General features: G+C 39.4%; 11 protein-coding genes. 7 read left to right on the top strand and 4 right to left on the bottom strand.

All coding sequences use genetic code 11. The annotated features are described in order from the left end of the window. Positions 1-36: 36 nt before the first annotated feature. Positions 37-2,547 carry a M1 family metallopeptidase gene (locus HWV58_RS08315; RefSeq protein WP_175633659.1) on the top strand — a complete coding sequence of 837 codons (2,511 nt, stop codon included), beginning with the start codon at positions 37-39 and terminating at the stop codon, positions 2,545-2,547. 100 nt (positions 2,548-2,647) lie between these two features. On the opposite strand, the gene HWV58_RS08310 is transcribed toward HWV58_RS08315, so the two are convergent. From HWV58_RS08310 to HWV58_RS08300, 3 genes are read right to left on the bottom strand one after another with little or no spacing between them, the layout of a single operon-like run. After that, entirely contained in the window at positions 2,648-3,541 is an 894-nt protein-coding gene (locus HWV58_RS08310; RefSeq protein ID WP_175633658.1) for a DUF1735 domain-containing protein, read from the bottom strand. A gap of 13 nt (positions 3,542-3,554) precedes the next feature. Next, entirely contained in the window at positions 3,555-5,060 is a 1,506-nt protein-coding gene (locus HWV58_RS08305; RefSeq protein ID WP_175633657.1) for a SusD/RagB family nutrient-binding outer membrane lipoprotein, read from the bottom strand. 16 nt (positions 5,061-5,076) lie between these two features. Further along, the gene (locus HWV58_RS08300) at positions 5,077-8,187 is read right to left on the bottom strand and encodes a SusC/RagA family TonB-linked outer membrane protein (RefSeq protein WP_175633656.1); all 3,111 of its coding nucleotides are present in this window, start codon (positions 8,185-8,187) and stop codon (positions 5,077-5,079) included. Positions 8,188-8,466: 279 nt separating this feature from the next. On the opposite strand from HWV58_RS08300, the gene HWV58_RS08295 reads away from it, so the two are divergent. Continuing rightward, positions 8,467-9,114: a hypothetical protein gene (locus HWV58_RS08295; RefSeq protein ID WP_175633655.1), complete on the top strand. Its 648-nt coding sequence runs from the start codon at positions 8,467-8,469 to the stop codon at positions 9,112-9,114. Between the two features lie 9 nt (positions 9,115-9,123). On the opposite strand, the gene HWV58_RS08290 is transcribed toward HWV58_RS08295, so the two are convergent. Further along, complete coding sequence (locus HWV58_RS08290; RefSeq protein WP_175633654.1) at positions 9,124-9,582, bottom strand: nuclear transport factor 2 family protein; 459 nt, start codon at positions 9,580-9,582, stop codon at positions 9,124-9,126. Positions 9,583-9,831: 249 nt separating this feature from the next. On the opposite strand from HWV58_RS08290, the gene HWV58_RS08285 reads away from it, so the two are divergent. The 5 genes from HWV58_RS08285 to HWV58_RS08265 all read left to right on the top strand — a co-directional run bounded on the left by HWV58_RS08285 (position 9,832) and on the right by HWV58_RS08265 (position 14,166). Further along, complete coding sequence (locus HWV58_RS08285) at positions 9,832-11,235, top strand: tetratricopeptide repeat protein (protein ID WP_175633653.1); 1,404 nt, start codon at positions 9,832-9,834, stop codon at positions 11,233-11,235. 60 nt (positions 11,236-11,295) lie between these two features. Continuing rightward, complete coding sequence (locus HWV58_RS08280; RefSeq protein WP_175633652.1) at positions 11,296-12,063, top strand: phosphosulfolactate synthase; 768 nt, start codon at positions 11,296-11,298, stop codon at positions 12,061-12,063. 79 nt (positions 12,064-12,142) lie between these two features. After that, positions 12,143-12,886, top strand: a complete 744-nt coding sequence (locus HWV58_RS08275) for a shikimate dehydrogenase family protein (RefSeq protein ID WP_175633651.1) — start codon at positions 12,143-12,145, stop codon at positions 12,884-12,886. Positions 12,887-12,932: 46 nt separating this feature from the next. Continuing rightward, positions 12,933-13,520: a gliding motility lipoprotein GldD gene (gene gldD, locus HWV58_RS08270; protein WP_175633650.1), complete on the top strand. Its 588-nt coding sequence runs from the start codon at positions 12,933-12,935 to the stop codon at positions 13,518-13,520. Positions 13,521-13,527: 7 nt separating this feature from the next. After that, positions 13,528-14,166: an MBL fold metallo-hydrolase gene (locus HWV58_RS08265; RefSeq protein ID WP_175633649.1), complete on the top strand. Its 639-nt coding sequence runs from the start codon at positions 13,528-13,530 to the stop codon at positions 14,164-14,166. Positions 14,167-14,250: the final 84 nt, after the last annotated feature.

The following is a 14,250-nucleotide window of genomic DNA, read 5'->3' as shown; positions in this document are numbered from 1 at the left end:
TGCCTCAAAGATTACTGACTTATTAAATCTTAAGAAATGAATAAAAATTTTATTGCCTGTGGGGTAATATTGGCTGCTGCTTTTATGGCCAATCCTCTTTTCGCACAGGAACAAACTGCTGAAAAATCAAATAACCTAAGTGTTTACCGCGTAACCGCAACCAAAGTTAACGACCTGGTACATACCAAACTCGATGTTTCTTTCGATTATGCAAAGCGCTATTTGTACGGCAAAGCCTGGCTAACTTTAAAGCCTCATTTTTATGCTACCGATTCGCTAACGCTTGATGCGCAAGGGATGGATATTAAAAGCATTGCGCTGGTTGGGCCAAAAGGGAATACACCACTTAAATACACTTACAACGATAATAAGCTGTATATCAACTTAAATAAAAAATATACCAACACCGAAAAATATACTGTGTACATTGCTTACACAGCCAAACCCGATGAGTTGAAGGTGAAGGGTAGCGCGGCCATAACCGATGCCAAAGGTTTGTACTTTATCAATCCGGATGGTGCCGATAAAAATAAGCCAACGCAAATCTGGACGCAAGGTGAAACAGAATCTTCATCGGCCTGGTTTCCAACCATCGATAAACCCGACCAAAAAACAACACAGGAAATTTCGATGACGGTAAAATCGAAATACACCACCCTGTCAAACGGAAAACTGGTGAGCCAGAAACCCAATACCGATGGTACAAGAACCGATACCTGGAAAATGGATTTGCCACACTCACCTTACCTGTTTATGATGGCCGTAGGGGAGTTTAAAATCACTAAAGATGCCTATAAAGGTAAAGAGGTGAGTTATTACTTGGAGCCCAAATACGCGCCTTATGCAAAGCAGATTTTTGGTAAAACACCTGATATGATTCAGTTTTACAGCAATTTGCTGGGAGTAGATTATCCATGGAATAAATATTCGCAGGTTGTGGGTCGCGATTACGTTTCGGGAGCAATGGAAAATACCACGGCTACCCTACATGGTGAGCACGTACAAAAAACAGACCGCGAGCTGTTGGATGGAAATGAAGAAGGTACCATTGCACACGAGCTTTTCCACCAGTGGTTTGGCGATTATGTAACAGCCGAATCATGGTCTAACTTAACCATGAACGAATCTTTTGCCACTTTTGGCGAGGTAATCTGGCATGGCCACGATGCCGGACAGGATGCTGAAGATAAATCGCGTTACGAAAAACTGCAATCTTACCTTGGTTCGACTAAAAAAGGCGAAAGCCCGGTGTTGGCCCGCTTTTATTATAACGATAAGGAAGATATGTTCGATAACATCAGCTATGCCAAAGGATCGATTATTCTTTATGCGTTGAAAAACCAGATGGGCGATGCTGCTTTTTACAAATCGCTTAACCGTTATTTAACTACCAATGCTTTTAAAAATGGCGAAACACACCAGTTACGCCTGGCGATGGAAGACGTAACCGGTAAAGACTGGAGCCCTTATTTTAACCAATGGTATTACAATGGAGGTCACCCGGTTTTAAGCATCGATTATGGTTACGAAAATGGTAAAGCAACCATTAAAGTTAAACAAACGCAAGATGCCAGCGTGCAGACTTTTACCCTTCCGGTTAAAATCGATATTTATGCCGGCGGACAAAAAATCAGAAAAGAAATCCTGATTAACAGCCGTGAACAGAACTTTAGTTTCGATGTAAGCAGCAAACCTGATTTGATCGATTTCGACGTGGATAAAATTGTGGTGGGCGAAACCAACGACAATAAAACAGCCGAGAATTATTACTTCCAGTATAAAAATGCCCCAAGCTATGCCAACCGGATTGAAGCATTGCAATTTATTATGCAGAGCAAAGCCAACAGCGGGCAGCAGGTATTGTTAGCGGCACTAAAAGATAAATCGGCCGATTTACGTGCGCTGAGCATTGATGGCCTGAATTTAGAAGATGCCCAAATTAAAGCTACGGCCTTGCCAATTTTGCTCCAACTAGCCAAAAGCGACAAAGATACCGAAGTAAGATCGGCAGCGATAAGCAAACTGGCAGAAACAGGCGACCAAACCTATAAAGCTTTAATGAACGAAAGTTTAAAAGACCGTTCATACAAGGTAATTGCTGCCGGAATTGGCGGTTTGGCAAAACTCGCACCACAGGAAAGTACTTCGGCTTTAGCAACTTTAGATGCCGAGACTAAAGACCATATTGCCGGTTCGGTTGCAACATTATACATCAGCGATCCAAGAGATGAACATCAGGCCTTTTACGAGAATATTATGGCTACCGGCGACAGAAGCAAAATTTTTGCCACCATTGGCCAATATTTTCAGTATTTAAGAGCTAACACTAACCCTGAGGTTACCGAAAAAGGAATCAAAAACATTGGTGGTGCAATTGAAAGATTGAAACTACAGGCTTATTTAAACAAACAATTGGCAGGTGCTTATACTGCAACCGTACAGGCTAAGCAAAAACAGGCTGCTGCGGCCACAGGTGCCGCTAAAGATAACCTGAACAAACAGGCCGAATTGTTTAAAAAAGGTGCTGCAGATTTAACTGAAAAATAGCATAAACGGGTTATAAGCCAATAAAACTTTGTGGTAACAAGAAGGCCTGTCGATTTAATCAACAGGCCTTCTTTATAAAACACTATTTAATCAGCATAATTTATCTGGCTGATTGATACGTTAACGTATCTGTTGCTGATCGGCTACTTGGACTGGTACCCCATTTAAATGAGATATAGAAAGTTTTAGTCGCCGGGTCATAGCGGCTATCGTATGCCGGATCGTTAATCAAAGTTGCATTGGCTGTACTTTTCATGGTTACCTTGTTGGTTACAGGGTTAACATTTATAGTTAAGCCATCAATACCACCAACACCACTACCGTTCGACCAAACCTGGCCAAAATCTACAGCGTTTGCACCATTACTCGGTAAATCTTTGGTTAAACCTTTAAAGTTTCCGGTTAAAATAGGGTCGCCTTCTCTAAAAACATAACCTTTGAAGCTATATTTTCCGTCATATCTGTTTCTTACAGCTACTTTAACCACTACCGAACCGAATTTTTTACTAATCACTTCTCCCGAAGCATCTGTAATGGTAACAGGTAAACCATAAGCTATTGCAGGATCGAGCGCTGTGCTTACAAATTTAACCGGAACCTGTACCCTACGCTGATTGGCGGGAATAGTAATCGTTGTTGGCATTGTAAATGCCGCCGAAGGCACCTGGGTTAATGCCGGATCTGAAGTATGTGCAGCATTATAAGCAGTAAGCGCTGCCGGATCGATTGACAGCGTTACCTTAATATCAGTTGCTTTGGTGCTTGATGCAGCATAATTAATGTAAAAAAAGTAATCGCTTGGTACATCCTGTTGAATAAGTGAGGTAGTTAAAGAATTTACACTGCCATCTCCAACCGGCGAACCAACCGGAATTTCTACCACAGGAGTTGTAGCCGAAAAATCGGGTTGCTCGTTTTTGTTTTTTAAACAAGAAGATAAACTTATTGCGCATATTGCTGCAATAAGTCCGTTAAATATGTTTTTATTTTTCATCGTTTTAATTGATTTATTTAACGTCCCAAAAAATTCTGGAAGTAAATTGGTTAATTGTACCTTCTGCAATTACATTGGCAGAGTTGGTATTGTATTCTCTTTGTGGATATAACATTCTTACCGGTATTTTTTTGGTAGTTACTGTTGAAGCAATAGAGATTGGCATATCTGCAGGAAGCTCTAAACGTCTGTAATCTGTCCAGGGCTCAATGTCGTTGGTACCGTTCATGGCCGCCCACTTTTGCTTAATAATCAAGGCCATTTTTTCTTCGTCGGTACCAGTCCATTTTGCCACAGCCTGATCGGTAAGATAAGTTGTTGCATCAGCCTCAGTCAAGCCAAGGTAAACGAAGTTAGCCGTAACGGCTGCTTTATAATTGGTTTCTGCACTGCTGGTAAGGTATCCTCTTTGTGCAGCTTCGGCCTGTAAGAATAAACTCTCAAAATCGGTCATAATCGGTTGCGATTGATCATATGATTTTAGTATTCCTTTACCGATACCCGATACTGTTGTTAGGGTTTGATCGAAATTAACATCCTGTCCCCAAACCAAACTTACGTAAGTACTGCCTGCACCGTCGTTAACGGTAGTGTAGAATTTACCTAATCTGGGATCATCATTATCCTGAAGAAAGTCTAATCCATAAGTGCTGGCCAACATGTAACCGTGCGAAGCGGTTTTTGTGCCATCAACACCATAGCCATAAACTGCCCAGAAAGGGTTTTGTTTACCGGCTGTGTTTAAATAACCCGGGTTGTTGGCAATTCCTTCGCCTTTTCCAATATATCCGAACCCATTTGCATTAATTTTTGCAATCTCATCTTTAATATATTGTGCTCTGCCTGGTATTTCCGATTGGCGCAATAGGATCCTTAATTTTAAAGTGTTGGCAAACCTTCCCCATTTTTTTAGGTCTCCCTTAGCATAAATATCTGCTGATGCATCGGCAGGAGAAACTGCTGCGGTTTTAAATAAGTTTGCTGCAGTATCCAGTTGTTTGGCCAGATCTTCATAAATCGCCTGCGCTTTATCATATTTTGGATTAAGGAAAGCAACCGATTTTGATGCTTGTGTATAAGGTACGTTACCATAGAAATCTACCAGATACTGGTAATCCCATGCTTTCATTGTTTTGGCAATAGCAACATAAAAGTTTTGTCCTGATGCTTTACTCTGTGTTTCTAAGTAAGTGTAATCGTTTACATTGTCGTAAAGATTAGCCCAAAGTGTTGTAGAGCCACTCCAGTTGGTGGTAAAGTTATAAGAACGTTCTTCGTACCAGCCAGAAACACCACCTGGTGTCATCCAGTAGTTCATCCATAAAGCGGCAAAGCTGTAAAAAATAGAACCACCGGTAGTATAGGCAGCTGTATTGTTTAAAGCACCTGTTAAAACCAACGCAGGCTTAACTACGGTAGCATTATTCGGATTATCGTTAATATCTAAAAATCCTTTTTTACATGCGCCAAGCAATAATACTGCCGACACTGTAAACATGTATATCAATTTCTTTTTCATGTCTTTTCGTTAATTATTAAAAGCCGATTGTTGCAGTAAAACCATAAATACGAGTAGGCGGTGTTTGGTTTAAGTTATTAACACCTTGCGCATTACCAGTACCCACGTTAATCTCCGGATCAGTGTAAATGTTGTCACTCGGTCTGAACATAAATAAATTTCTTCCTATCAGGGCTATACTCGCGTTTTTAATAAATTTCGCTCTGCTCTGTAACCATTGGGTAGGCACCTGGTAGGCCAGAGAAAGCTCTCTGATTTTCCAGAAAGCAGCACTCATTACATAGTTTGAAGCGGTATTGTTGCGGATTCCATCAGCCCAAAACGATCCATTACCATTTATTGTAGTTGTGTTTGTATTCGGTACAAATACGCCCGGAGAAGTTTGGATAACTGAGTTCGGATAAACAAAACGCTCACGGCCTGCCTGAGCAGATGTATAACTGATACCAGCAAAATCGAGGGTGCTGGCAAAACTATTATAGAAAACGTTACCACTGCGGTACTCTGCTACTCCTGATAAGGTAAAGTTTTTAAAGGTGAAACTCGTGTTGATACCTAAAACACTGCTTGGGTTAGTTTGACCAAAATCTTTATTAATTGGGCTCGAAAGCGGTAAACCAGTGTTCGCATCTACAATAACACGTCCTTGTGGATCTGTTTGGTAAGTACTTACCTGTAAAGATGGGAAGCTTTGGCCAACTACAATGTAGTTGTTATCGCCAATACCCAATTGGTTTTGTCCCTGGTATAACGATAATACTTTATTGGTGTTATAAGAGTAATTTACACCAACATTCCATCTGAAACCGTTGGCAAGGCCAATAACCGGAGCAGCATTTAAGCTAAACTCAATCCCTTTATTCTGGCCTTCACCTGTGTTGATAATGGCATTGGTGTAGCCGGTTGTACCAGATAAATCTATACCATTAATGATCTCCTGATCTTTTGTGTTTTGAAGGTATGCCGAAGTTTCTAAGGTAATGCGGTTATTTAAGAAACCAATATCGAAGCCTACCTCTTTGGAGATGGTTTGCTCTGGTTTTAAGTTCGGATCGTATACAACATTATCAATAGAGTAACCGGCAGTACTTCCGTAAGGGAAATTACTTGCTGGATTGATGGTAGAAACTAATTTGTACGGATCTATCTGTACAGCATAAACTTTAGATATACCCCCGCGGATTTTTAAGTTGCTGATCACTCTGCTTTCTTTTAATGCAGGAATTGCATCTGTAAGCGTTATGGCTGCATCAATGGCCGGGTAGAAGAATGAGCGGTTGCGTTTTGCCAATCTCGAATCCCAGTCATTTCTGCCCGAGATGTGGATCGTTAAGTAGTCATGATAAGTTGCGGTGATATCTCCAAAAACAGCCATTTGACGCGAGTTGCGTTCTGTTTCAGAGCCTACAATTTCACCTGTACGGTTATTAATGTTAAACAAGTTATCAACTACAAGGTTAGACCCCGACTGAGTCATGTATTTATAGTTTTTTTGGATCACCTGTGCACCACCAATTACGGTGAACTTAAATTGCTTAAACGTTTTAGTAGCCGTTGCAAGAAAATCTCCGGTATATCTGCTTTCAAATTCATTGTAATCGCCTACTGATGATTTGATGTATTGCGTGGCAGCAGTACCTTTGCCTGAGTCGTGTGCAAAATCAGAATAGGTATACGCGTAGTTTTTGTTTTTACCTTGCGTATTTTTTGTACTTAACCCACCCCTTGCCATTAAGCTAATCCAATCTAGTGGTTTATAGGTGAAAGATACATTACCCAACAAATCGTCTCTTCTTTCGTTGTTACGGTTTTGTTGTAAACCAAAATAAGGACTTTGGTAGTAATCGTTGTAATAATCGTTAGGGTTACCGTATTTGGAAGTTACATCACTATACTCCGTTAATGGCACGTTACCTGGTGTATTAATTACGTTGTTATATACCTGGTTGGTACTTTTATCGTAATTTCTTTGCGTGTAGTTAAATGAATAATCGGCTAAGAACTTGTTGATTTTGCGTGTTCCGTTAACGCGGATTGCTGTTCTGTTTGATTTATCGCCCGGTACATAACCTTTACTGTTTACACGTTGAAGGTTGATATACGTAGTTCCGTTTTCATTTCCACCTGAGTAGGCAATGTCGTTCTGCTCATCTATACCTGTTTCGAAGAAACTTTCTTTTTCGCCGTCTTTATAGGTATAAGGTACCATTTGGTAGCTTCCGTCTTCTAAAATACGTCCTAAAGGTCTTACGCTTCCATCAAAGCGTTCACCAAAGGTCTGGTTTTCGAAAGGTGTGTATAATCCAAATCCGAAATCATCCTGAGTAGTACCACCTCCAAATTCTGTTTGCATCTTTGGGAAGTAGCTTAAACGATTTAGTAAAGTGGAATTAGTATAAGTGATGGTACCTCCATCAGCAGATCCCCGCTTGGTACTTACAATCATTACCCCATTGGACGCATCCGATCCGTATAATGCCGCCGCATTTGCACCTTTTAAAATGTTTACATTTTCGATGTCATTCGGGTTAATCGAATTTAACTGGCTTAAGGGGACAATAATCCCGTCTAATACCAAAAGTGCTTGGTTATTTCCGGTAAACGACCTGTTACCACGCAATACTACCCTTACCTGGTCTCCGGCATCAATTTGGTTATTGGCCTGGTTAATCTGTAATCCAGCCACTTTTCCTGATAAACCGGTTGCTAAATTGGTTGGTCTGCTGGAAGTTAAAGCTTTGCCTGTTACCTGTTGTGTAGCATAACCAATTTCTTTTGGCTTACGTTTAATACCCAATGCGGTAGAAATGGTTACTTCACTCAGGCTTTTCGAATCGGGCTCCAGGCTAATGCTGAGGTTTGTTTGCGTACCAACAGTAATTTCTTTGGCAACAAATCCGATGTAAGAGAATTGAAGCACTTCATTCGGGTTAACGCTGATGGTAAATTTTCCATCTGAGCCAGTAGTTGTGGCTTTTTTTGTGTCTTTAATACGGATACTCACTCCTGGAAGGGGAAGTCCATCGTTTGATGCGACTATTTTTCCGGTAATACTTTTACTTTGGGCATTTACTTGCACAATGCTGCAAAATAAAAATATGAATAAACACAGTACGAGTTTTTTCATGGTTTTTAATCTTAGTTAAGTTAATAAATTGCGCGAAGTACCTTCTTTTTTGCCACTAAATCAAAAAAAAAGAGATTTATGTTAAAAATGTTATAAATTGCTTTTAAATATCTGCTAAAATGTTTTAGTATATTAACTTTTGTTAAGTTAAGCCATGCTAGTTCTTGTGTTTTTAGTTGTTTTCTTTGGTTTGTTTTGTTTTTTATTTTCGAATTATCTTATTTCTAAATGAAATAAACAGATGGAGTAAGTTTTATGGTTTTGAAATCAATTATTCTCATGAAAAAAATCTTTTTATTGCTGTTTCTGGTTTGTATTTTCGTTTCTTCCTATGCGCAAAATGTTACGGTTGGGACTGCGGGGAAACCACTTCGGGTATCTGTAGTGAAAAACAATATAGAAGGAAGTGCTTATTTTAATGAGGCCTATGCTGCTTGTAAAATAAAAACAGCTAACCAAGAAGAATTTACCCTAAAAGTTTTACGGTATAATATCGAAACCCAACAGCTCGAGTATTCTGAAAATAATAACGTTTATACTGTTCAAGATTCGGTACAATCTTTTATAGTACCCGATTCGTTAGGTAATGCCCATCATTTTGCCAAAATGAAAATCGATAATGCAGAAGGATTTTACGAAGTTGCCGTTAGTGGCAACATAATGCTGTTAAAACAGTATGTGATAAAAAAAGATGTGGCTGAAGACTGGTACACAAAAAAGAAGGTAACTAAATTGGGAATGTATATTAGTTACTCTGCGGGTAAAAACGGTACATTTCAAAAATTAATCCCATCTGCAAAGAATGTTGCGAATGCTCTGGTAAGCAAAAAAGATCAGATATTGGCTTATATCAAAAACGAGCAATTAGAGCCAAAGGAGGATCAAGACCTGATTAAAATATTTGAATATTACAACAGCTTAAATTAAGCCTGCCATTTAATCTTTGCAATCTTCCTTTCTTCTCGTATCAATAATATGAACAATCTGCCAGCCTTTATCGCCCTTTACCAGCTGAAAGGAATTTACACCGCAGTGGCTAAATTTATCGCCCAGGTAAAATTTGTAATCCGTCCAAACCGAAGCCAGCGGGCCGTCAATTAGTATTTTGGTAAATACAATCCGTTCATCATACTGTTCTGCATGTGGAGTGCCAATTAACTTGATGAAATTATTAACCGATTCGGTTCGTACACTCACTTTTCCATCTTTATTAACAATGGTTTGCATTACTGCGCCAGTAGCAAAAGCCGTACGCGTTAAGGTGCTATCGCTGGTTCTCATGCCGATAAAAAGATTATTTACTGCTTTTTTAACAGCGCTTTCCTCATCGTTTTGCGCAAAGGCCTGTAGGCCAAAGCAGATCCAAAGCAGGGCAAAAATGACTGATCCTTTCATGACTTCTTCATTACGTTTGTGTCATAAATTTATAGTATTTTTGTGAAAGAAGGGAAAAGGAACCGCGATGTTGCAAAAATCTATTGATTATCCACACATCTTAATCACACTTAATAAGCTTTATAGTCAGCTATTTACATCATTTTGAATGGTTGATGTTAATAATTATTTTAAAAACGGATAATTAAAAATAGTAAAATTATAATGTGTTTTTCTGCTAATTGGCACGGTTCTTTAATAGTATAATATATGGAAGAAGAATTCTTTTTTGAATCCAACGAAGACGCACAACGCTCAGTAGAACGTTACGAAGAAATGCTCCGCAATCAGGACCAATATTTCTTCGATGCAGGCGCTTTTGAATACATTGTAGATTTCTACATTGAGAAAAATGATCCGGTCAAAGCTTTGCAGGTAGTTGATTTTGCAATTAGTCAGCATCCTTACGCAACTGTTTTTTTAATTAAACAGGCTCACCTGTACATTTTAACCAACAACCATGAACAGGCTTTTATCGCTTTGCAAAAAGCCGAACTACTGGAACCATCAGAACCGGATATTTATTTGCTTCGTGGTAATATTTTTCAGAATACCGAGCGCTTTGACGAAGCTTTAGAGAATTATGAAAAAGCTTTGGGCCTTGCCGAAAGTACCGACGAAATTTTACTGCAAATGGCTTACGTTTACCAGAGCATGTCTGATTACGAAAATGCCATTACCTACATCAAGCTTAGTTTAGAGCAGAATATGGAAAACCAGGACGGATTATACGAGCTGGCTTTCTGTTACGATGTACTGGATAAGCAGGAAGAAAGCATTAAGTTTTATCAGCAATATATCGATACCGATCCGTATTCGTATGCGGCATGGTACAACTTGGGCAATAGTTTTCATAAACTAAATCTTTTCGAAAAGGCCATTGATGCTTACGATTATGCCATTCTGATTAAAGAAGATTTCAGTTCGGCATACTTTAACAAAGGCAATGCGCTGGTTCAGTTAGATAAGTATACCGAGGCCATTGACGTTTACAAACAGACTTTTGAGTACGAACCACCCAATGCCGATACCTATTGTGCCATTGGCGAATGTTACGAGAAGCTCGAGAAAATGGACGAAGCCCGTTCTTATTACAAAAAATCGGTAAAAATGGATCCTAAAATGGCTGATGCCTGGTTTGGAATTGGTGTTACGCTGAATTTTGAGGAGCGTTATTTCGAATCGCTTCATTTTTATAAAAAAGCAATCGATTTGGAGGCCGAAAATGCCGATTTCTGGTTTGCACTGGCCGATGCGTATTACAAACTGAACCAGATTGATGAATCAATAGAAGCTTACGAGAAGGTTTTAGAATTTAATCCGCTCGATATTGAAGCCTGGTTAGATTTTAGCACCGTATTGTACGAGCAGGGTAAACTACTGGAAGCATCGGAAACTATGGCCGAGGCCATTAAAAACAATCCGGAAGCAGCCGAGTTGTATTACCGCATGGTAGCCTACCTTTTTGCCCTGGGCAGCTATGCAGATGCATTAGGATATTTAGAAACCGCTTTAACAACTGATCCTGAAAAGCACTATATCTTATTCGAATATTTGCCACAATTACAAGATAATAGTGCCATTTTGAACGTTATAAACCGCTATATCAGGTAACGACCTTGTGAGAAAAATTTAACAAATAAATCTCAAAATTTTTTTCACTTTTGTACCCATATGAATTATCCATTATTAAACGTTCCCGAACGTCCATCTAAACCACGCCAGAAAGGCTTAACAATGGTTATGGATAAGGGATTAAGCCTGCGCCAGGTTGAAGATTTTATTGACGTTGCAGGCGTACATACAGATATCGTAAAATTGGGTTGGGCTACCTCACACGTAACACCGAACCTTAAAGAGAAATTAGCTTTATACAAAAGTGCAGGTATTCCGACTTATTTTGGCGGAACACTATTTGAAGCATTTATTATCCGTAATCAGTTTTCAGATTACCAACGGGTACTCGATCAGTATGGAATGGAGTATGCCGAAGTTTCGGATGGTTCTATTGATATTGAGCACGATAAAAAGTGTGCCTACATTAGCGAACTGGCCAAACAGGTAACCGTGATTTCGGAAGTGGGTAGTAAAGACGCTGCCAAAATATTTGCACCATACAAGTGGATTAAACTGATGCAGGCTGAAATTGAAGCCGGTTCATGGAAAGTTATTGCCGAAGCACGCGAAGGTGGTAATGTAGGTATTTACCGTGGAAGCGGCGAGGTACGCGAAGGATTGGTAGATGAAATCCTGACACAGATACCAGAAGAAACCATCATCTGGGAAGCACCCCAAAAAGAGCAACAGGTTTGGTTTATCAAGCTGATTGGAGCAAATGTAAACCTGGGTAATATTGCACCAGCCGAAGTTATTCCGTTGGAAACCATCCGTTTGGGATTAAGAGGCGATACTTTCGATCATTTCTTAAACTTAGGTAAATAATATAAAAATTTCTGCATTGCGAGGCATGGCTTACCCTGTTTGGGGAAGTACTGTCTCGCAATGAATGTATATAATGCTTATGAAAACTTACGGCTTAATCGGATATCCGCTCTCTCATTCATTTTCTAAAAAATATTTTACCGAGAAGTTTTTAAACGAGGGGATTGCCGATCATCAATACGAACTTTTTCCTATCGAAGATATTAAATCCTTACCCGATTTGTTGAGTGCAAACCCTACGCTTTGTGGCTTAAATGTAACGATCCCGCATAAGGTAAATGTACTTTGCTATTTAAACGAGGTAGATGAAGCTGCCGATAAAATTGGCGCGGTAAACTGCATTTCTATTAAAAGTTTTGAAGACAAAAACTATTTAAAGGGCTATAATACCGATGCCTATGGTTTTGAAGCATCATTAACACCTTTATTGGAACCGCAACATACCAAAGCATTGGTTTTTGGCGATGGTGGCGCAGCTAAGGCAGTAAAATATGTTTTAGAAAAGTTGAATATCGAATATCAGGTAGTTGTACGGAAAGCAGCTGAAGGGGCCATTTTGTATTCGGATATCACACCTGAAATTTTAACCTCACATCAATTATTAATCAATACTACTCCACTAGGCATGTCGCCAAATGTAGATACCTTTCCTGATATCGATTACAGTTTGGTTGGAGCTAACCATTTGGCTTACGATCTGGTTTACAATCCGCTCGAAACAGCATTTTTGATTAAAGCTGCAGCTAATGGGGCAAAAGTTAAAAACGGGCTGGAAATGCTACATCAGCAAGCCGAAAAAGCCTGGGCTATCTGGAATAAATAATTTGGTTTATCTTTATGCTGTTAACCATTAAGCAATCTTCTGAGGAATGAAACTAAAACTGCTGATTTTTTTACCCTTTGCACTGCTTTTATGTATAACAGCCTGCCAAAACCACGATTATAGTCCGAAACCAAAAAGTTATTTTCGAATTTATTATCCAGCAAGGGCCTATCAAAAATTTGCCACGAATGCACCGTTTAGCTTTGATTATCCGGTTTATGCTAAAATTGAAACCTATACTGGAAGAGATGCGCAGCCTTTTTGGTATAACTTGCATTTCCCTCAATTTAATGGATACATTCACCTCACCTATCATGGAGTAGCCGGAAAACCAGAATACGACAGGCTCTTGGAATATACCCGCGAGCTCGCCTTTAAACACACCATCAAGGCAAGTGCAATAGATCAGAAGCTCATCAACTATCCCGATCACAAGGTATATGGAATCTATTATGCCATTGAAGGAAATACTGCCTCATCGGTTCAGTTTTTTTTAACCGATAGTGCAAAACATTATTTCAGGGGGGCATTATATTTCAACGAACGTCCGCAGTACGACTCGATTGCGCCCGTAATCAATTTCATTAAAAAAGATATTGATAAACTTATTTCCACCTTTAGATGGAAAAATTAACAACAATATGATTACAGTAAAAACATTAACTTTTAATGCGTATAGCGAAAATACGTACGTTTTATACGATGAAACCGGAGAATGCGTAATTATCGATCCGGGAATGTACGAAGGCTACGAGCAGAATGAATTGGTTTCATTTATTAAAGAAAATAACCTTAAACCTGTTTTGTTGCTCAACACGCATTGCCATTTAGACCATGTTTTTGGTAATAAATTTGTGTTCGATACCTATGGTTTAAAGCCGCAGTTTAACAGGGGCGAATTGCCGATATTACAAGCTGTGCCAGGCTATGCGCCGCAAATGGGTTTTAACCATTACGAACTTTCGCCGGAGCCAGATACTTTTCTGCCTGAAACTGGAACCATTAGTTTTGGTAACAGCACACTGAGTTTAATTTTCGCTCCGGGCCATTCGCCTGCCCATTTGTGCTTTTACAATGCCCCAGATCATATTTTAATGGGAGGTGATGTGCTTTTTTATGGCAGCATCGGCAGAACCGATTTACCAGGCGGCAACCATCAGCAATTAATTCAAAACATTACCGATAAACTTTTTGTCTTACCAGATGAAACCAAAGTTTACCCCGGCCACGGACCGGCTACCAGCATAGGTTTTGAAAAGCAACATAATCCGTTTTTTTAATGTAAAATGTAAAATGTAAAATGTAAAATGGAAGATGGAAAAGGGTTGATAGAACTATACATTTTACATCATCCATCTTCCATC

It is taken from the genome of Pedobacter ghigonis (genome assembly GCF_903166585.1).
Lineage (GTDB): Bacteria > Bacteroidota > Bacteroidia > Sphingobacteriales > Sphingobacteriaceae > Pedobacter > Pedobacter ghigonis.
Note: the sequence above shows the minus strand (reverse complement) of the source record. Positions and strands in the feature narration are given on the sequence as shown.

Bases quoted from the DNA above. Each gene is read 5' to 3' on its own strand.
- HWV58_RS08315 (WP_175633659.1), top strand. From the start codon at position 37: ATGAATAAAAATTTTATTGCCTGTGGGGTAATATTGGCTGCTGCTTTT.
- HWV58_RS08310 (WP_175633658.1), bottom strand. From the start codon at position 3,541: ATGAAAAATAAAAACATATTTAACGGACTTATTGCAGCAATATGCGCA.
- HWV58_RS08305 (WP_175633657.1), bottom strand. From the start codon at position 5,060: ATGAAAAAGAAATTGATATACATGTTTACAGTGTCGGCAGTATTATTG.
- HWV58_RS08300 (WP_175633656.1), bottom strand. From the start codon at position 8,187: ATGAAAAAACTCGTACTGTGTTTATTCATATTTTTATTTTGCAGCATT.
- HWV58_RS08295 (WP_175633655.1), top strand. From the start codon at position 8,467: ATGAAAAAAATCTTTTTATTGCTGTTTCTGGTTTGTATTTTCGTTTCT.
- HWV58_RS08290 (WP_175633654.1), bottom strand. From the start codon at position 9,582: ATGAAAGGATCAGTCATTTTTGCCCTGCTTTGGATCTGCTTTGGCCTA.
- HWV58_RS08285 (WP_175633653.1), top strand. From the start codon at position 9,832: ATGGAAGAAGAATTCTTTTTTGAATCCAACGAAGACGCACAACGCTCA.
- HWV58_RS08280 (WP_175633652.1), top strand. From the start codon at position 11,296: ATGAATTATCCATTATTAAACGTTCCCGAACGTCCATCTAAACCACGC.
- HWV58_RS08275 (WP_175633651.1), top strand. From the start codon at position 12,143: ATGAAAACTTACGGCTTAATCGGATATCCGCTCTCTCATTCATTTTCT.
- gldD (WP_175633650.1), top strand. From the start codon at position 12,933: ATGAAACTAAAACTGCTGATTTTTTTACCCTTTGCACTGCTTTTATGT.
- HWV58_RS08265 (WP_175633649.1), top strand. From the start codon at position 13,528: ATGATTACAGTAAAAACATTAACTTTTAATGCGTATAGCGAAAATACG.